This is a genomic window from Paraburkholderia hospita (assembly GCF_002902965.1).
GTDB classification, from domain to species: Bacteria; Pseudomonadota; Gammaproteobacteria; order Burkholderiales; family Burkholderiaceae; genus Paraburkholderia; species Paraburkholderia hospita.
In genome coordinates this window covers 2,369,337-2,387,468 of sequence record NZ_CP026107.1, presented here as the reverse complement: position 1 = coordinate 2,387,468, position 18,132 = coordinate 2,369,337, and the positions used below count along the sequence as shown (strand labels likewise).

13 protein-coding genes are annotated in these 18,132 nt (G+C 63.8%); 10 read left to right on the top strand and 3 right to left on the bottom strand.

From position 1 onward, the window contains the following. Positions 1-6: 6 nt before the first annotated feature. The 10 genes from C2L64_RS44120 (at position 7) to C2L64_RS44075 (ending at position 14,907) form a co-directional block, all read left to right on the top strand. A complete protein-coding gene (locus C2L64_RS44120; RefSeq protein WP_039903013.1) occupies positions 7-1,527 on the top strand; it encodes an efflux transporter outer membrane subunit in 1,521 nt (506 codons plus the stop codon). 217 nt (positions 1,528-1,744) lie between these two features. Further along, positions 1,745-2,863 (top strand): efflux RND transporter periplasmic adaptor subunit, encoded by a 1,119-nt coding sequence (locus C2L64_RS44115; RefSeq protein ID WP_090835363.1) that lies wholly within the window; start codon positions 1,745-1,747, stop codon positions 2,861-2,863. Between the two features lie 27 nt (positions 2,864-2,890). Then, positions 2,891-6,019 (top strand): efflux RND transporter permease subunit, encoded by a 3,129-nt coding sequence (locus C2L64_RS44110; protein WP_009771411.1) that lies wholly within the window; start codon positions 2,891-2,893, stop codon positions 6,017-6,019. 3 nt (positions 6,020-6,022) lie between these two features. Beyond that, positions 6,023-9,118, top strand: a complete 3,096-nt coding sequence (locus C2L64_RS44105; protein WP_009771412.1) for an efflux RND transporter permease subunit — start codon at positions 6,023-6,025, stop codon at positions 9,116-9,118. Then, positions 9,115-10,614: an efflux transporter outer membrane subunit gene (locus tag C2L64_RS44100; RefSeq protein WP_009771413.1), complete on the top strand. Its 1,500-nt coding sequence runs from the start codon at positions 9,115-9,117 to the stop codon at positions 10,612-10,614. The genes C2L64_RS44105 and C2L64_RS44100 overlap by 4 nt, the downstream gene beginning before the upstream one ends. Before the next feature lie 169 nt (positions 10,615-10,783). Further along, the gene (locus C2L64_RS44095) at positions 10,784-11,602 is read left to right on the top strand and encodes an ABC transporter substrate-binding protein (protein ID WP_007736359.1); all 819 of its coding nucleotides are present in this window, start codon (positions 10,784-10,786) and stop codon (positions 11,600-11,602) included. Between the two features lie 7 nt (positions 11,603-11,609). Continuing rightward, on the top strand, positions 11,610-12,341 hold the full coding sequence (locus tag C2L64_RS44090) for an amino acid ABC transporter permease (RefSeq protein ID WP_009771414.1): 732 nt from the start codon (positions 11,610-11,612) through the stop codon (positions 12,339-12,341). Next, entirely contained in the window at positions 12,338-13,078 is a 741-nt protein-coding gene (locus C2L64_RS44085; protein WP_009771415.1) for an amino acid ABC transporter permease, read from the top strand. Before C2L64_RS44090 ends, C2L64_RS44085 begins: the two co-directional genes overlap by 4 nt. Then, the gene (gene soxC / locus C2L64_RS44080) at positions 13,056-14,333 is read left to right on the top strand and encodes a sulfite dehydrogenase (protein ID WP_086909466.1); all 1,278 of its coding nucleotides are present in this window, start codon (positions 13,056-13,058) and stop codon (positions 14,331-14,333) included. The genes C2L64_RS44085 and soxC overlap by 23 nt, the downstream gene beginning before the upstream one ends. Then, positions 14,326-14,907, top strand: a complete 582-nt coding sequence (locus C2L64_RS44075) for a c-type cytochrome (RefSeq protein WP_039902982.1) — start codon at positions 14,326-14,328, stop codon at positions 14,905-14,907. Before soxC ends, C2L64_RS44075 begins: the two co-directional genes overlap by 8 nt. A gap of 32 nt (positions 14,908-14,939) precedes the next feature. Here C2L64_RS44075 and C2L64_RS44070 read toward each other — a convergent pair whose 3' ends face one another. Genes C2L64_RS44070 through C2L64_RS44060 form a run of 3 tightly spaced genes read right to left on the bottom strand, consistent with a single transcriptional unit; the run spans position 14,940 to position 18,128 of the window. Further along, positions 14,940-16,316 carry an LLM class flavin-dependent oxidoreductase gene (locus C2L64_RS44070; RefSeq protein ID WP_086909465.1) on the bottom strand — a complete coding sequence of 459 codons (1,377 nt, stop codon included), beginning with the start codon at positions 16,314-16,316 and terminating at the stop codon, positions 14,940-14,942. Between the two features lie 37 nt (positions 16,317-16,353). Further along, on the bottom strand, positions 16,354-17,211 hold the full coding sequence (locus C2L64_RS44065; protein ID WP_009771419.1) for an ABC transporter ATP-binding protein: 858 nt from the start codon (positions 17,209-17,211) through the stop codon (positions 16,354-16,356). Positions 17,212-17,234: 23 nt separating this feature from the next. Then, the gene (locus C2L64_RS44060; protein WP_039902983.1) at positions 17,235-18,128 is read right to left on the bottom strand and encodes an ABC transporter permease; all 894 of its coding nucleotides are present in this window, start codon (positions 18,126-18,128) and stop codon (positions 17,235-17,237) included. Positions 18,129-18,132 lie beyond the last annotated feature (4 nt).

Sequence of the window (18,132 nt, the reverse complement as noted above, 5' to 3'; positions counted from 1 at the left end):
AAGCATATGAACAGAACACTACTGACGACGCTCGCCGCCGCGCTCTTCGCGACGGGTTGCACGCTCGCGCCGACTTATGAGCGCCCGGCCGCGCCCGTCGCGGCGACCTTCCCGCAAGGCGGGGTCTACGACAACCAGCCCGCGAAGGGCACGGCGACGCGTACGGCGAACGATCATGCCGCGACCGATATCGGCTGGCGCGAGTTCTTCGTCGATCCGCGTCTGCAACGTCTGATCGAACTCGCGTTGCAGAACAACCGCGACTTGCGTGTGTCGGCGCTCAAGGTCGAAGAAGCACGCGCGCAATACCGGATTCAGCGCGCCGATCTGATGCCATCGCTTTCCGTCGATGGCACGGGCACGCGCAGCCGCACGCCGAAGGACCTGTCGTACGTCGGCAAGGCGACCGTGGGCGCCGACTATCAGGTGGCGGCGAGCGCTTCGTGGGAACTCGACTTCTTCGGCAAGGTGCGCAGTCTTACCGAACAAACGTTACAGACGTACTTCTCGACAGCGCAAGCGCGCAAGGCGGAAGAGATTCTGCTCGTCTCGCAAGTCGCCGATCAATACCTGACGCTCGTCGCCTACGACGAAATGCTGGCAAGCACGAAGAACACGTACGACACGGCGCGCCGCTCGTACGAACTGACGAAGCTCCAGTACGACACGGGCACCGGCTCCGAGCTGGATCTGCGCGAAGCGGCGGGCACGATGCAGCAGGCGCAGGCGAACTACGAAAGCCAGCAGCGCTCGCGCGCGCAGGCGGAGAACGCGCTCGTGCTGCTGGTCGGCGCGCCGCTGCCTGCCGACCTGCCGCAAGGCTTGCCGCTCGCCAGCCAGCAACTGCTTGCGGACGTTCCCGCAGGCCTGCCGTCCGATCTGCTGACGCGGCGTCCCGACATCATGGAAGCCGAAGCGACGCTGATCGGCGCGAACGCGAACATCGGCGCGGCGCGTGCGGCGTTCTTCCCGAGCATCTCGCTGACGGGCGACTTCGGCACGGCGAGTGCGAGCCTCGGCACGCTCTTCAAGCCCGGCCAACTCGCATGGAGCTTCGGGCCGACGATTTCGGTGCCGATCTTCAAGGGCGGCGAGAATCGCGCGAACCTCGATCTCGCGAAGCTCGAAAAGAACGTCGCTGTCGCGCAGTATGAGAAGGCGATCCAGACGGCGTTCCGCGAAGTGTCCGACGGGCTGGCGGCGCGCGGCACCTACGACCGGCAGATCAAGGCGTTGCAGGAGAACGTCGAGTCGCAGCAGCGCCGCTATGATCTGTCGGATCTGCGCTATCGCGACGGCGTGGACAGTTATCTGAACGTGCTGACCGCGCAGAACGATCTGTATTCGGCGCAACAGTCGCTGATTACGGCGTCGCTGAACCGGCTGACGAATCTCGTCGATCTCTATCAGTATCTTGGCGGCGGTTGGATCGAGCGCACGGGCGACACGCCCCGTTCCGCGGATGCACCCTACGCGCAGCAAGCCGCGCAGCCTCAACAGCCCACGCGCGTCGCCGCGCAGCCGTAACACGCAGAAACATCCGCTAAGCGCGCTAAACCTGGGCGCGCTTTCCCGTTGCTACATTCCCCTTCATCTCCTGAGCAGCCGCCGATCCTCGCGTGAGGTGCGGCGCTGCTTTCCGGCGACGCCCGCGTGGCGTCGTTCTTTTATTCCGTTTGGCAAACCGTTGAACGGCCTGAGCGCCGACAAATCTCCGCGTGAAATTCAATGTCCAATCCGTCGTGTGTTGATTGCCGCAGGCATCGTTGCTGCTGGCGTTATCGTCTGGCAGGCGTTCGCTGCGCTTCATAAGCCGCCGCATCCCGTTGCGCAAGTCACGCCTGTCACCATCGGCACGGTGACGCGCGCCGACGTGCCGCTGCAACTCGATGCGCTCGGCACCGTCACGCCGCGCGCGACCGTCACCGTGAAAACGCAGGTCAACGGCACGCTCGAAGCGATGCTCGTGAAGGAAGGCCAGCGCGTGAAAGCGGGCCAGCCGATTGCGCGGATCGACTCGCGCGCGCTGCGTGCCCAGTTGCTCGAAGCGCAAGGCACGCTCGAACACGATGAAGCGCTGCTCGCCAACGCGCGCGCCGATTTGACGCGTTACGAAAGCCTGATCGATGGCGGCTCGATTTCGCATCAGACGCTCGACACGCAGCGCGCGACGCTGCGACAGTATCAAGGCACCGTCAAGGCGGATCAGGGCAGCGTCGCGAATCTGCTGGTGCAGGTCGGCTATTGCGAGATCGTCGCGCCGATGGACGGCAGGATCGGCCTGCTTTCCACCGACGCCGGCAACTACGTGACGACGAGCGACACGACGGGCATCGCGACCATCACCAGCGACTCGCCGACCACCGTCGTCTACGCGCTGCCCGAAGACAAGATGGGCGACGTGGTCGATGCGTTTCACGACAAGGGCGCGTTGGACGTCGAGATTTTCGCGCGCGACAAGCGCACCGTGCTCGATCACGCGACGCTTGCAGCCATCGACAACCAGGCCGACACGACAACAGGCACCGTCAAGCTGAAGGCGAGCGCGCCGAACCGCGACGGCCGGCTGTTCCCGAACCGCTTCGTCAACGTGCGGATGACGGTCGGCACCTTGCACGACGCGTTGACCGTGCCGACGGTCGCGATCCAGCACGGCGCATCGGGCGATTTCGTGCTGACGCTGAGCGCCGCCGACGCGAAGCAGGGCGAAGGCAAGGTCGCGCTGCGCCGCGTGACGGCGGGCGTCGCCTACAACGACGCGACCGTTGTCGAACAAGGCGGTCTCAAAGCAGGCGACGTGATCGTGTTAGACGGAGCGGACAAGCTCGACGACGGCAGCGCCGTGAAGATCGTTCGCCCCTGACGCGCGCTTCCGAACCAAAAGATACCGATGGATATTTCCCGCCCGTTCATCCGCCGTCCTGTCGCGACGGGTCTGATGACGCTTGCCCTGCTGCTGATCGGCCTGATCGCTTACCGGCTGATGCCGGTTTCCGCGTTGCCCGAAATCGACTATCCGACGATCCAGGTCTACACGCAGTATCCCGGCGCATCGCCCGATGTGATCAGCACCTCCGTCACCGCGCCGCTCGAAAAGCAGTTCGGGCAGATGGCGGGGCTCAAGCGCATGAATTCGACGAGTTCGCTCGGCGTGTCGCTCGTCACGTTGCAGTTCCAGACGTCGACCCATCTCGACGAAGCCGAACAGGAAGTGCAGGCCGCGATCAATAGCGCGAACAGCACGCTGCCGACGAACCTGCCTTATCCGCCCGTCTACAGTAAGGTCAATCCCGCCGATACGGCCGTGCTCACGCTCGCCGTCACGTCCGATGCCTTGCCGCTCACGCGCGTTGAAGACCTGACGGATACGCGCATTGCGCAGAAGCTCTCGCAGGTGTCGGGCGTCGGGCTCGTCACGCTGTCGGGCGGTGCGCGGCCTAGCGTGCGCGTGCAGACCGACACGGGCGCTTTGAACGCGATGGGCCTGTCGCTCGAAGACGTGCGCACAGCAGTCGGCGACGCGAACGTGAACAGCGCGAAAGGCACGATCGACGGCCCGTTGCAGGCTTTCACGATCGACGCGAACGACCAGCTCACGTCCGCCGCCGATTACACGGACCTCGTACTCTCGTATCGCAACGGCGCGCCCGTGCGTCTCGCCGATGTCGCGAAGATTTCGGAGACGGCTGAAAATCCGCGCCAGGCCGCATGGAGCGGCGCGACGCCCGCGATCATCATCAATGTGCAGCGGCAGCCGGGCGCGAACGTGATCGAAGTCGTGGACCGGATCGAAGCGCTGTTGCCGCAACTGCGCGCGTCGTTGCCCGCGACCGTGAAGATCAGCGTGCTCAGCGACCGCACGCAGACCATCCGCGCTTCCGTGCATGACGTGAAGATGGAACTGGCCGCGGCGATTGCGCTCGTCGTGATGGTCGTGTTTGTGTTCCTGCGGCGGCTCGAATTCACGCTGATTCCCGCCGTGACGGTGCCGTTCGCGCTGGTCGGCACGGTGGCGGGCATCTATGCGCTCGGCTTCTCCGTCAACAACCTCACCTTGATGGCGCTGACGGTGGCGACGGGTTTCGTGGTCGACGACGCGATCGTGATGCTCGAAAACGTGATGCGCCACATCGAGAACGGCGAGACGCCTTTGGACGCGGCGTTAAAGGGCGCGCGGCAGATCGGCTTCACGATTCTGTCGATCTCGGTGGCGCTCGTTGCCGTGCTGATTCCGCTGTTCTTCATGCCCGATGTGATCGGCCGGCTGTTCCGCGAGTTTGCGTTGACGCTGGCGATTGCGATCGTGATTTCCGCGTGGGTCTCGTTGACGCTCACGCCGATGATGGCCGCCCGCATGCTGCGCGCCGATCACGCCGCGAGCGACAGCGATGCCGCCGCGAAGGACTGGCTCGCGCGGTTAAATCGTGGCTATCTGCGTGCGCTCGATTGGGCGTTCGCGCAGCGCCTCGTGGTGCTGCTGGTTGTTGCCGCCGCGACGCTGCTGACAGTCGTGCTGTTCGTGGTGCTGCCGAAGGGCTTGTTCCCGGTGCAGGACACGGGCTTGATCGAAGGGTTTTCACTGGGTTCGCCGCGCGCGTCGTTCGAGCGGATGGCGGCTTCGACGCGCACGCTGGCGGGCCGCGTCGCGAACGATAGTGCGGTGGCCAATGTGTCGTCGTTCGTCGGCATCGACCAGAACAATCCGACCATCAACCAGGGCCGTATGCTCATCAGCCTGAAGGATGGCGATTCGAGCCGCTCCGTGATCCAAAGGCTCACGCAAGACGCGGCGCAGCGCGCCGACCTCAAGCTCTATCTGCATCCCGTGCAGGACTTGACGCTCGACGATCAGATCAACGCGAACAGTTACCGCGTCGGCGTGCAGGCGACTGACCGCGCCGAACTCAACGAATGGACGCAGCGTTTACTCGCTGCGCTGCGCGCCGACCCGCTTTTCACCGACGTGCAAAGCCAGGCGCAACAGCAAGGCAACGTGCTGAAGTTCGACTTCGATCGCGCGACGGCGTCGCGGCTCGGCCTCACCGCGCAGGACATCGACAACGCGCTGTACGACGCGTTCGGCGACCGTCAGATTTCGACTATCTATACGCACGTGAACCAGTATCACGTGACGTTGGGCGCGGATGTGCGGCTGGTCGGCGAGTCGCCGCTGGCGTTGCTCGACGGGCTGTATGTGGGGACGACGAGCGCCTCATCAACTTCTTCTTCCACTTCGTCCTCGACCACCACATCGACATCGCTCTCGCCGCTGTCGAGCATCGCGACCGCGACGGTCGCCGCTGCGCCGTTGACGATTCAACGCCAGGCACAGTTTCCGTACGCGGACGTGTCGTTCAATCTCGCGGATGGCGTGACGCTCGGCACGGCCATCGACCATATCGAGGCGATCAAAGCGAAGCTGAACCCGCCCGCAAGCGTGCAGATGAACCTCGAAGGCGCGGCGCAGCTTTACAGCACGTCGCTCGGCAACGAAGCCTTGCTGCTGGTCGGCGCGCTGATCGCCGTGTATATCCTGCTCGGCATTCTGTACGAAAGCCTCATCCATCCGCTGACGATTCTGTCGACGCTGCCTTCCGCCGCATGCGGCGCGCTCGCGGCGCTGTTGTTCTGCGGCGGCGAGCTGGACATCATCGGTCTGATCGGCATCGTGCTGCTGGTCGGCATCGTGATGAAGAACGCGATCATGATGGTCGACTTCGCGCTCGAACAGGAGCGCACGCTCGGCCTCACCGCGCATGACGCGATGCGCCGCGCGTGCGAACTGCGCTTCCGGCCGATCCTGATGACGACCTGCGCGTCGCTGTTCGGCGCACTGCCGCTCGCGCTCGGCACGGGCATGGGCCACGAATTGCGGCAGCCGCTCGGCATTGCGATTATCGGCGGGCTGGTCGTGAGTCAGTTGCTGACGCTGTTCTCGACGCCCGTGATATTTCTCGCGCTGCATCGCCTCGCGACGCGCGCCGCGATCACGCCGTCCGGCGATACGAACGCGAGCTAAAGCATGAACCTGTCCGCTCCGTTCATTCGCCGTCCCGTCGGCACGATGCTGCTTGCGATTGGTCTCGCGCTGTTCGGCATCGTCGCGTTCCGGCTACTGCCTGTCGCGGCGTTGCCGTCGGTGGACTTTCCCGTCGTCATGGTCAGCGCGACGCTTTCGGGCGCGAACCCCGACACGGTCGCCAAGACCGTGACGGCGCCGCTCGAACGCGCATTCGGCTCGATTGCGGGTCTCACGCAGATGACGTCGCAAAGCTCGTCGGGTTCGTCGCAGATCGTGTTGCAGTTCGATCTGAACCGCGATATCGACGGCGCCGCGCGCGACGTGCAGGCGGCGATCAACGCCGCGCGCAGCAATCTGCCCACGACGCTCACGCAAACGCCGACCTATCGCAAGATGAATCCGGCTGCCGCGCCCGTGATGATCGTCGGGCTGACGTCGGATACGGTGGGCGTCGGGCAGATGTACGACTATGCGTCGTCGGTGCTGCAACAGAAACTGCTGCAGGTGCAAGGCGTCGGCGATGTAACCGTGGGCGGCGGCGCGCTGCCGGCCGTGCGCGTCGAACTGAATCCCGATCAGTTGAGCCACTACGGCATCGCGCTCGACTCCGTGCGCACCGCGTTGGCGAACGCGAGCGTCGATCTGCCGAAGGGCGCCGTCAGCATGAACGACGAGCACTATGTGCTGGGCGCGAACGATCAGTTGATGGAGCCCGCCGACTACAAGCCGCTCGTGATCCGCACGCACGACGGCACGGTTGTCCATGTCACCGATGTCGCGCAAGTGGTGAAGTCGACGGAAGATTTGCGCAACTATGGCCTCGCGAACGGCAAGCCCGCGGTGCTGCTGATCGTGTCGAAGCAGCCGAACGCGAACGTGATCAAGACCGTCGACGCGATTCGCGCCACGCTGCCGCAACTCGCCGCAAGCCTGCCGTCGACGGTCAAGCTGAACGTCGTGCTGGACGGCACGCAGACGATCCGCTCATCGGTGTTCGATGTCGAAGTCTCGCTGCTGGCGGCTGTGCTGCTGGTGACGGCTGTTTCATACGCGTTCTTCCGCGACTGGCGCAGCACGCTGATCCCGGCGATCACGGTGCCACTCGCGCTCGCGGGCACCTTCACCGCGATGTACTTCCTCGGCTACAGCCTGAACAACCTGTCGCTGATGGCGCTGACGATCTCGACGGGCTTCGTGGTCGACGACGCGATCGTCGTGGTCGAAAACATCATGCGGCATCTGGATCAGGGCAAGTCGCCGCTTGCCGCCGCGCTCGATGGTACGCGCGAAGTCGGCTTCACGGTGCTGACGATCAGCGTGTCGCTGGTGGTCGTGTTTCTGCCGCTCATCATGATGAGTGGTCTGGTTGGGCGGCTGTTCCGCGAGTTCTCGGTGTCGCTTGCGATTGCGATCCTGATTTCAATGGTCATTTCGCTGACGCTCGCGCCGACGCTCGGACGCCTGCTGTTGCGTCATGTGCCGCACAAGCAGAGTGAGGGCGCGATTGGGCCGCGCGTCGAACGCGCATACGGGCGCAGTCTGCGCTGGGCGCTGCGTCATCCGAAGACGATGCTTGCCGTCACCGTGTTCCTGCTGTTCGCCAATGTCGGCATGGTGGCCGTGATGCCGAAGGGCTTTTTCCCGATCGAAGACACGGGGCGGCTGATGGGCAACGTTCAGGCTTCGCAGAGCATTTCGTTTCAGGCGATGAAGCAGAAGTTCGATGAAATCAACAAGCGCATTCTGCAGAACCCGGATGTGCAATCGGTGTCGGGCTACGTCGGCGGGCGCAATGCGGTGAGCAACAGCATGATGTTCATCACGCTCAAGCCGCTGTCGGAGCGCAAGCATAGCGCCGATCAGGTGATCGCCGATCTGAGCCATCGCACGGTTGACATTCCCGGCGTGCGCCTGTTGATGCAATCGGCGCAGGATCTGATGTTCGGCGCGCGGCAAAGCTCGGCGCAGTTTCAGTACGCGGTGACGGCGGAGAACCAGGACGAGCTGGATACGTGGGTGCCGCGCATCGAGGCGAAGCTGCGCTCGCTGCCGCAGTTGCGCGACGTGAACGCCGACGTGCAAAGCGCGAGTCTTTCGATGATGCTGCAGGTGAATCGCGACGCGGCGGCGCGCATGGGCGTGCCGTTCGAAGCAATCGACGATGCATTGAACGACGCGTTCAGCCAGCGCCAGATTGCGACGGTTTACGGTCCGGCGAACCAGTATCACGTGGTGATGGAAGTCGCGCCGCAGTACTGGCAAGACCCGAAGACGCTTGACACGCTGTACGTGCCAGCGACGAACGCGACCAGTACGTCCACTGCATCTTCATCAACGAACGCAACGCTCGTCCCATTGTCCGCACTCGCGACGCGCACGCTGTCGCACGCGCCCGTCACGATCGCGCACGACAACCAGTTTCCCGCTGTCACGCTGTCGTACAACCTGCGCGAAGGCGTGTCGATGAGCGATGCGAATGCGGCCATCAAGGCGGCCGTCGCGTCGCTGAATCTGCCGAACACGATTTTGCCGGCGTTCGCAGGGCAAGGCGCGATGATGCAGCAGTCGGGCGGCAGCGAAGTGTTGCTGATCATCGGCGCGCTGATTGCCGTGTATATCGCGCTCGGCATTCTGTACGAGAACCTCATTCATCCGCTGACGATTCTCTCGACGCTGCCCTCGGCGGGCCTCGGCGCGCTGATTGCGCTCTACGTATGCGGCTATGAGCTGACGATCATCGCGCTCATCGGCATCGTGCTGCTGATCGGCATCGTGAAGAAGAACGCGATCATGATGGTCGACTTCGCGGTCACGTACGAGCGGGAACAGGGCGCGAGCGCGGAAGAGTCGATCTATCAGGCCTGCCTCACGCGCTTCAGGCCGATCATGATGACGACACTCGCCGCGCTGTTCGGCGCGGTGCCGCTGATCGTCAGTTCGGGCTATGGGCATGAGTTTCGTCATCCGCTCGGCGTCGCGATTCTCGGCGGCCTGATGGTCAGCCAGTTGCTGACGCTCTTCACGACGCCCGTGATCTACCTCTGGCTCGACCGCTTCAACGGCCGGCGTGCCTCACGTAACGGAAACCCATCATGATGGACAAAGCAACGCCCACGATGCGGCGTGTGCATCGAACGATCGTGGCTGTCGCCATTGCGACTCTGTGCGCTGGCTGCGCAATCGGCCCCGACTACAAAAAGCCCGACGTCGCCGTGCCTGCCACGTTCAAGGAAATGAGCAGCCCCGACGCGAGCGGAATCTGGCAACAGGCGCAGCCAGATCCGGCGGCATCGCTGGACAGCCGCTGGTGGACGATGTTCGGCGACCAGACGCTCAACGATCTGTGCGAGCGCGCATTGAAGGCGAACCAGACGCTCGCGCAGTACGACGCGGCGTATCGGTCAGCGCGCGCCCAGGTGGCATCGGCACGCGCGAGCCTGTTTCCGACGGTGTCATTCGCAGGCTCGGGTACACGTTCGGGTAGTGGCAGCACGACACAGGTGTCGTCGAGCGGAACCGTCAGCAGCTACGCGTCGAAGAGCGTATCGGTGCAACTGGAGGCGAGCTGGGAGCCGGATTTGTGGGGCAGCGTGCGGCGCTCCGTCGAAGCAAGCGAGGCGAGCGCGCAGGCATCGGATGCTCAACTGGCAGGCGAACGCCTGAGTGTGCTCGCGACACTGGCCGTCGACTATTTCACCGTGCGAGCCGCCGACGCCGATCTCGCTATCCTCGATGAAGAACGACGGATCGACGCCGAACTGCTCGCGCTGACGGAAGCGAAGTACAAGCACGGCGTGTCGTCGTATGACGATGTGCGCACCGCACACAACACGCTGCAAGCCATCGACGAAAGCATCGCGAGCGCGCAACTCACGCGCCGTCAGTATGAGCATGCGATTGCCGTGCTGATCGGCGAAGCGCCTGCGGCGTTCTCGTTGCCGGTGCAGGCGGACTATCGGTTCGCGTTGCCTGGGCTGCCCGTTTCGCTGCCGTCCGCATTGTTGCAGCGCCGGCCGGATGTCGTGCAGGCCGAGCGCACGGTCGCGCAGTACAACGCGAAGATCGGCGTCGCGAAGGCGGGCTATTTCCCGACCATCACGCTTTCGGCGGATGGCGGCTGGAGCGGCACCTCGCTCGCACATCTCGTCTCGTTGCCGACGCGCTTCTGGTCGCTTGGATTCGACGTTGCGCAAACGGTGTTCGATGCGGGCGCGACGAGCGCATCGGTGCGCGCTGCGCGTGCCAACTACGATCAGGAAGTCGCCGCGTACCGGCAGACGGTGTTGAGCGCGTTCCAGGACGTCGAAGATTATCTGAGCGCGGTGCAGATCGCGACGCGCCAGGCGGCGGCATCGACTGACGTCGCGCAGCGCAGCGGCGAACTCGCGGCCAGCCAGCAGCGCAATTTCGCGGCGGGCACATCGAGCCGCATCGATGTGCTCGATACGCAACTGACGCAAGTACAGGACCGCAAGATCGCGCTCGATTACAGCAGCACCGCGCTACAAAACGCCGTCATGCTCGTGAAAGCATTGGGCGGCGGCTGGGATGGCGATGTGACGACTGCAAAGGCGGCGGCACCTTCTGAATAGTGAATTGCGCCGGATGCGGCGCATATGACGTGTACGGCTTTGCTCGTGACGATTTATTGGTTCGTCGCGCGCATGGGCGTTGCTAAAGTCGCGGCTCATCATCGATATCGGCGATGAGCCGTTGCACGCTGCACGCCGCTACACGCATAACTATCAGAAGGTCTTTACCATGAAAATCCGATTCGCTGGCGCTGTCATCATGGGGTTGATGCTCGCCGCTTCCAGTGCGGCGCACGCCGACCGTCTCGACGACATCAAGAAAGCAGGTGTGCTGCGCGTCGCGACGTTCGACAGCAATCCGCCGTTTGGCTTTGTCGATCCGAAGAACAATCAGATTGTTGGACTCGATGTCGATTACGCGCGCGCCGTCGCGGACAAACTCGGCGTGAAGCTCGAAATCCAGCCGACCAATCCCGCTAACCGCATTGCGTTTCTGAAGTCGGGCAAGGTCGATCTGGTGTTCGCGAACTTCACGATCACCGACGAGCGCAAGAAAGAAGTCGATTTCAGCACGCCGTATTTTGCGTCGGGCACGCAGTTCATCGCGAAGAAGGGCGTGCTGAAAACGCCGCAACAACTGAACAGCCTGCGCGTCGGCGCCGATAAAGGCACGACGAACGAGCAACAGGTTCGCGCGCAATTCCCGGGCGCGACCATCGTCGCGTATGACGACACGCCGTTCGCATTCGCCGCGCTGCGCACGGGCAACGTGCAGGCGATCACGCAGGACGGCCCCAAGCTGGTCGCGCTGCTGGCGAACGTGCCGGACAAGGCGAACTACGAAATTTCGCCGTTCACGATTTCCAACGACTATGAAGGCGTGGGCGTGCCGAAGGGCGAGACGCGTCTGTTGAACGTGGTCGATGACACGCTCAAGGGGCTCGAAGCGAACGGCACGGCGGGCAAGATCTACGATCAGTGGTTCGGCCCGACCAGCCGCGCGCCGTTGCCGCGTCTGTTCAAGATCGGCGATCCGCAGAAGAGCTGAACGACGTATGAACGGCTGGCTGGAACCGAAGTACGTCGGGTGGCTCGCGCACGGCTTCTTGATGACCTTGCTGTTGTCGGCGTGCGTGATCGTGTCGGCGACGCTACTGGGCTTCACACTTGCGATGGCGCGCAACGCGCGTAACGGCTTCGTTACGCGCGTTGCTGCGCTGTATGTGCTCGTCTTTCGCAACTCGCCGTTGCTTGTGCAGTTGCTGTTCTGGTACTTCGGTGCGGCGACCCTGCTTCCGCAAAGCTGGATGGAATGGCTCAACACGCCGCATACGCTTTCGTTGTGGACCTTCACGCTCGCATGGCCGCCGTTCGAGTTCGTCGCGGGCTGGATCGGGTTGACTTGCTACGCGACGACGTTCGTCGGTGAAGAGTTTCGCGCGGGAATGCGCGGCGTCAAGGACGGGCAGTATCAGGCCGCCGCCGCGTTGGGACTCGCGCCGCTCGGCACGTTCCGCTATGTGATCCTGCCGCAGGCGATCCGTATTGCAACGCCGCCACTTGCGGGGCAGTACATGAACATCGTGAAGAATTCGTCGCTGACGATGGCGATCGGTCTCGCGGAACTGTCATACACGTCGCGGCAAGTCGATACCGAAACGTTCAAGACGTTCCAGGCATTCGGCGCTGCGACGGTTCTCTATATCGCGACCATCGCAGCGATCGAAGTTGGCCTGATTCTCTGGAAGCGCCGCAGCGCGCACGCGTGGCAGCGAGGCACCGCATGAGCGCAATCGACTGGTTGCCGACGTTGCGTTATCTGCTGCTCGGCACATTTCCGAATGGTCCACTCGGAGGGGCCGCGTTGACGCTGGTGATGTCGATTGTGTCGGCGCTGCTGTCCGCTTTGGTCGGACTCGCGGGCGGCATTGCACTGTCGATGACGCGCGGCGCGGCGCATCTCGCGCTGATAGCAGTCGTTGGCTTTTTCCGCGCGATTCCCGTCCTGATGCTGATCTTCTGGACCTTCTTTCTGATGCCGATGCTGCTGCACATCGACGTGCCCGGACTCGCGACGGTCGTATGCGCGCTGGCGCTGATCGGCGGCGCGTATCTGTCGCATTCGGTGCAGGCGGGCATCGCCGCCGTCCGCGCGGGACAGGAGCAGGCGGCTTTGTCGCTGGGCCTCACGCGCTGGCAGGCGTTGCGCTACGTGCTGTTGCCGCAGGCCGTGCGGATCATGACGCCGTCGTTCGTGAACCAGTGGGTGTCGCTGATCAAGGACACGTCGCTTGCGTATATCGTCGGCGTGCCTGAGTTCACGTTTCTCGCCAACCAGGTCAATAACCGGCTGATGGTCTATCCCGTGCAGATATTCCTGTTCGTCGGTCTGGTTTATCTGCTGCTGTGCTCCGCGTTGCAATTTTGCGCGACGCGCTTGCTCGATGGCAGGTGGCGTCGCAATACGCCCGACGCGCACTCGCGAATCACCCGGTTCTCTCATGTCCAATCCGCCGATTCCTGAATCCAAAACCGCTCCCGCGTTGCCGCGTCGCCGGATGCTCGGCGGGCTGGCGCTTTCCGCGCTGGTCGCGCCCAGTGTGAAGGCGGCGACGCTGTTGCGCCCGCTGAACGTCGATCCGTGGACGCAAACGCCTGGCGCGCCGATCCTCGATCATCCGTATGGGCAGCCGTCGCCGCGCGAAGCGAACGTGGTGCGCCGCGCGGCGCGCGCATGGCCGATGCCGGGCGCGGCCTCGTCGCTCACGCCGCTCGCGGACCTGCACGGCACGATCACGCCGAACGGGCTCGTGTACGAGCGTCACCATTCGGGCGTGCCGGATATCGATCCCGACGCGCATCGCCTCGTCGTGCACGGTCTCGTGCGCGAGCCGAAGTTGTTCACGATGGACGATCTGCTGCGTCTGCCGTCCGAGTCGCGGATTCATTTCCTGGAATGCTCGGGCAACACGGGGAGCGAATGGAAAGGCCCGAGCGGCCTGCCTGTGCAGATCACGCACGGACTGCTGTCGTGTTGCGAATGGACGGGTGTGCGTCTTTCGACCTTGCTCGAAGCGACGGGCGGACTCGCGGCGGCGACGGACGGACGCGCACCGAAATGGCTGCTCGCCGAAGGCGCCGATGCTGCCGCGATGACACGCAGTTTGCCGCTCGACCGGATTCTCGACCGCGCGCTCGTCGTCTATGCGCAAAACGGCGAGCGCCTGCGGCCGGAGAACGGTTATCCGCTGCGGCTGCTCGTGCCGGGCTTCGAAGGCAATACGAACGTGAAGTGGCTGCGGCGGCTGAAGATCGTCGATGCGCCGCTGGAGACGCGCGAGGAAACGTCGAAATACACGGGGCTGTTGCCGGATGGAACCGCGCGGCAGTTCGTGTTCGAGATGGACGCGAAGTCGGTGATTACGCGGCCGTCGTCGGGGCAAAAGCTGACAGTGCACGGCTTTTATCCGATTGTCGGTCTCGCGTGGTCGGGGCGCGGCGCGATTCGCCGCGTCGAAGTATCGACGGATGGTGGAAAGACCTGGCAGGACGCGGCGCTCGACGACACGCCGCGCGATCGCGCGTTGACGCGCTTTCAATCGGGCTGGGTCTGGAACGGCGAGCCCACAGTCATTCTGTCGCGCGCCACTGATTCGACCGGTTATGTGCAACCAACGCGCGAGGCGCTGGTACAGGCGCGTGGGCTGAATTCGAACTATCACTACAACGGCATTCATCAGTGGCGCATCGGCGCCGATGGAAGCGTGAAAAATGCTTAGGTCCATCTTTCGAGTGTCTTTGCTTTGCGCGTCGCTGGCTGCGTGCTCGACTTCGTTGAGCGCATCGAATGACGGGCAACGGCCCGCGTTGAATGCGGATCTGCGCAAATCGGCCGATGCGATCGGAACGCCCGTCAGCGATGCCGACATCGCCGCATGGAATATCGACGTCGCGCCCGATGGTCACGGTCTGCCTGCGGGCAGCGGCGACGTCGCGATGGGCGGCAAAATCTTCGCGGCCAAATGCGCCGCGTGCCACGGTGCGAAGGGAGAAGGGCTGATTGGCGATCAGCTGATTGGCGGACGCGGCACGCTCGCTTCAGCGAATCCGAAGCGCACGGTAGGGAGTTACTGGCCGTATGCGACGACGCTGTTCGACTACATCCGCCGCGCGATGCCGTACAACGCACCGCAATCGCTCAGCGCGGATGAAGTCTATGCGGTGAGCGCGTGGATTCTGAACCAGAACGGCATTGTGCCGGACGACGCGCGTCTCGATGCGCATTCGCTGGCGTCGGTCCGCATGCCCAATCGCGACGGCTTCGTTGCTGATCCGCGACCGGGGCGTCTGTAGCCATCTCGCCCCGTCGCGCGTAGAACAATCGGTCAGGCCGTCTGCGCAACTTGCGCAGCTTGTGTCGATTCCGAGAACTGGTTCTCCGGGCGCGGCAGTCCCAGATGCTCGCGCAGCGTGCGGCCCGCGTATTCGGTGCGAAACAGTCCGCGACGCTGCAACTCCGGCACGACCAGTTCGGCAAACTCGCTAAGTCCACCAGGCAGCCACGGCGACATGATGTTGAAGCCATCGGCGCCTTCTTCTTCGAACCATTGCTGCAACTGGTCCGCGATGCTCTGCGGCGTGCCGATCACCTGCTGATGCCCGCGCGCGCCCGCGATGCGCAGGTATAGCTGGCGTATCGTCAGATTGTCGCGGCGCGCGAGATCGAGCAGAAGCCGTTGCCGGCTTTTGCCGCCGTTCGTTTCCGGCAATTCAGGCACGGGCCCGTCGACGTCATACTTCGACAGATCGACGCCGCCCGACATGTTCGACAGCAACTGCAGGCCGACAGTCGGATGAATCAGGTCCTGCAACGCGTCGAACTTGTCTTGCGCTTCCTGCTGCGTTCTGCCGATCACGGGAAAAATGCCGGGCATGATCTTCAGATGCTCGGGCCGGCGTCCATAGCGCGCAAGCCGACCTTTCACGTCGCGATAGAAATGCTTCGCTTCGTCGAGCGTCTGATGCGCGACGAAGATCACTTCGGCCGTTTGCGCAGCGAGTTCCTTGCCCGCATCGGATGCGCCCGCCTGAATCACGACGGGGCGCCCTTGCGGCGAACGCGCGACGTTCAGCGGCCCACGCACCTTGAAATGCTTGCCGCGATAGTCGAGCACATGCACCTTGTCGGGATCGAAGTAGATGCCGCTCGCCTTGTCGCGCAGGAACGCGTCGTCGTCCCAGCTATCCCACAGCCCTGTCACCACGTCGTGAAATTCCTTTGCGCGCTCGTAGCGCAGCGCGTGGTCCGGATGCTTGTCGAAACCGAAGTTGTGCGCCTCCGTCTCCGTGCTCGACGTGACGAGATTCCAGCCGGATCGTCCGCCGCTCAGATGATCGAGCGAAGCAAACTTGCGCGCCACGTTGTACGGTTCGTTGAACGTCGTGGAAACCGTGGCGACCAGGCCGATATGCGAAGTCACGACGGACAGCGCGGACAGCAGCGTCAGCGGCTCGAAGTGATCCGCGCGCGCCGTGCGCGACAGCGACGGCAAATGCGTGTCGCGCACGCTGACGCTGTCGGCGAAGAAGATCGCGTCGAACTTCGCGCGCTCGGCGATCTGCGCGAGCTGCGCGTAGTGCGCGAAGTCGAGGCCACCTGTCGCGTGCGTGTCGGGGTGGCGCCATGCGGCGATGTGGTGTCCCGTTTCCATCAGGAATGCGCCGAGGCTGATCTGTCTTTGGTGTTGTCGTGCTTCGCTCACTGTAGTTTCCTTGATCGACGTCGAAAGAAATCGGGCTTTACCACGCAAGGCGCCATTCCGTGATGCGCGGCTCATGTGCGTTTGTGCGCAGGCCGCTGCCAGGCGTGTCTTGATCGGCGGGCGCGGGCCGGTCGGTGAAATCGGCGAGGATCTGCTCGCGCAGCCGCACGAAGCGCGCATCGCTGCGCTCGCGCGGGCGTGGCAGATCGACGTGGGCGATGCGCTTCACGCGGCCTGGACGCGGCGCCATCGTCACGACGCGGTCACCCAGATAGATCGCTTCGTCGACGTCGTGCGTGACGAGAATCATCGTGATCCGCTCGTGCTGCCAGATGCGCTGCAATTCGTTTTGTAGACGCCCGCGCGTCAGCGCATCGAGCGCGCCGAACGGTTCGTCGAGCAACAGCACGCGCGGCCGGTTCACGAGTCCTCGGGCAATCGCGACGCGCTGCGCCATGCCACCCGACAACTGATGCGGATACGCATGCTCGAAGCCTTCCAGGCCGACGAGCGCAACATGCTCGGCGACGGCTTCGCGCTTTTGCTGTGTCGAAAGCGGCGCGTTGCGCAACGCGGCGAGTATGTTCTGCGAAGCCGTGAGCCACGGGAACAGCCGGTGATCCTGAAACACGATGCCGCGTTCGAGCGACGTGTCGCGCACGCGCTCGCCGTCGACACGGATATCGCCGCGATAGTCGCGATCGAGTCCCGCGACGAGCCGCAGCAGCGTCGACTTGCCGCAACCGCTCGCGCCGAGCACGCTGACGAATTCGCCCTGCGCGATATCGAGCGAGATGTCGTCGAGCACGAGCAGGGTGCCGTTCGCTTCGTCCTGCTGCGCGTAGCGTTTGCTGACGTTGCGGATGCGGATGCCTTCGGAGACTGTCGTCGTCATATGCCGTTACCTGAATGTTGATGTCACGCGGCGGCGCGTTCGCGCGATGCACCGCTGCGCCGCGCAAGCACACGCCGTTCGACGCCGCGCGCAAGCGCGTTGAGCCCCCAGCCCGTGATGCCGACGACGATGATTCCAAACAGCACGAGGTCCATCCTGAACTGCTCGCTGCCGTCGATCAGCGTATTGCCGATCCCGCTGCCCGCCACCAGCAGATATTCCGCGCCGAGCGTCGCGAGCCACGAGTAGATCAGCGCCAGATAGATGCCTGTGAAGATCGACGGCAGCGCGGCGGGCAGGATCACGAAGCGGGCCATTTGAAGGCGCGAATAGCGAAACGCGCGTGCGACTTCGACATAGCGCGGCGACACGGCGTGGATGCCGTCGCAGGTGTGCGCGGCGACGGGCAGCAGCGCGGCCAGCGACAGGAACACGACCTTTGCCATGTCGCCGAGACCAAACCACACGGAGATCAGCGGTATCCACGCGAACAGCGAGATTTGCTTGAAGGTGTCGAACGTCGGACCGATCAGTCGCGTCGCGATGCGCGAGAAGCCGAGCGCCGCGCCGAGCAGCAGGCCGCCCGCCGTGCCGATCACGAAGCCGCTCGCTTCACGCGCAAGCGAAGCCGACAGCGCGCGCAGTAACGCGCCGCTTTGAATCTGCTGAACGGCAGTGCGCGCGACATCGACGGGGCTGACGAGCAAGCCGCTCTTGACGAGATGCAACGCCGATACGAGCCACCACAGCGCGAACGCGGCGAGCGGCAGCACGAGGCCGCGCCAGTTGAACGCGGAAAGACGCTGTTTGAGTGCGGACTTACGCGCGGGCTTTACGGGTGCGTCGCAACTGCATGGAGGCGGTCCGCTGGATTTGCGCTGCGAAAAAAGACGTGGAAACGGACGTGGGGAAGGCATGACG

Bases quoted from the DNA above. Each gene is read 5' to 3' on its own strand.
- C2L64_RS44085 (WP_009771415.1), top strand. From the start codon at position 12,338: ATGAGCGCAATCGACTGGTTGCCGACGTTGCGTTATCTGCTGCTCGGC.
- soxC (WP_086909466.1), top strand. From the start codon at position 13,056: ATGTCCAATCCGCCGATTCCTGAATCCAAAACCGCTCCCGCGTTGCCG.
- C2L64_RS44060 (WP_039902983.1), bottom strand. From the start codon at position 18,128: ATGCCTTCCCCACGTCCGTTTCCACGTCTTTTTTCGCAGCGCAAATCC.
- C2L64_RS44100 (WP_009771413.1), top strand. From the start codon at position 9,115: ATGATGGACAAAGCAACGCCCACGATGCGGCGTGTGCATCGAACGATC.
- C2L64_RS44095 (WP_007736359.1), top strand. From the start codon at position 10,784: ATGAAAATCCGATTCGCTGGCGCTGTCATCATGGGGTTGATGCTCGCC.
- C2L64_RS44090 (WP_009771414.1), top strand. From the start codon at position 11,610: ATGAACGGCTGGCTGGAACCGAAGTACGTCGGGTGGCTCGCGCACGGC.
- C2L64_RS44120 (WP_039903013.1), top strand. From the start codon at position 7: ATGAACAGAACACTACTGACGACGCTCGCCGCCGCGCTCTTCGCGACG.
- C2L64_RS44075 (WP_039902982.1), top strand. From the start codon at position 14,326: ATGCTTAGGTCCATCTTTCGAGTGTCTTTGCTTTGCGCGTCGCTGGCT.
- C2L64_RS44110 (WP_009771411.1), top strand. From the start codon at position 2,891: ATGGATATTTCCCGCCCGTTCATCCGCCGTCCTGTCGCGACGGGTCTG.
- C2L64_RS44065 (WP_009771419.1), bottom strand. From the start codon at position 17,211: ATGACGACGACAGTCTCCGAAGGCATCCGCATCCGCAACGTCAGCAAA.
- C2L64_RS44105 (WP_009771412.1), top strand. From the start codon at position 6,023: ATGAACCTGTCCGCTCCGTTCATTCGCCGTCCCGTCGGCACGATGCTG.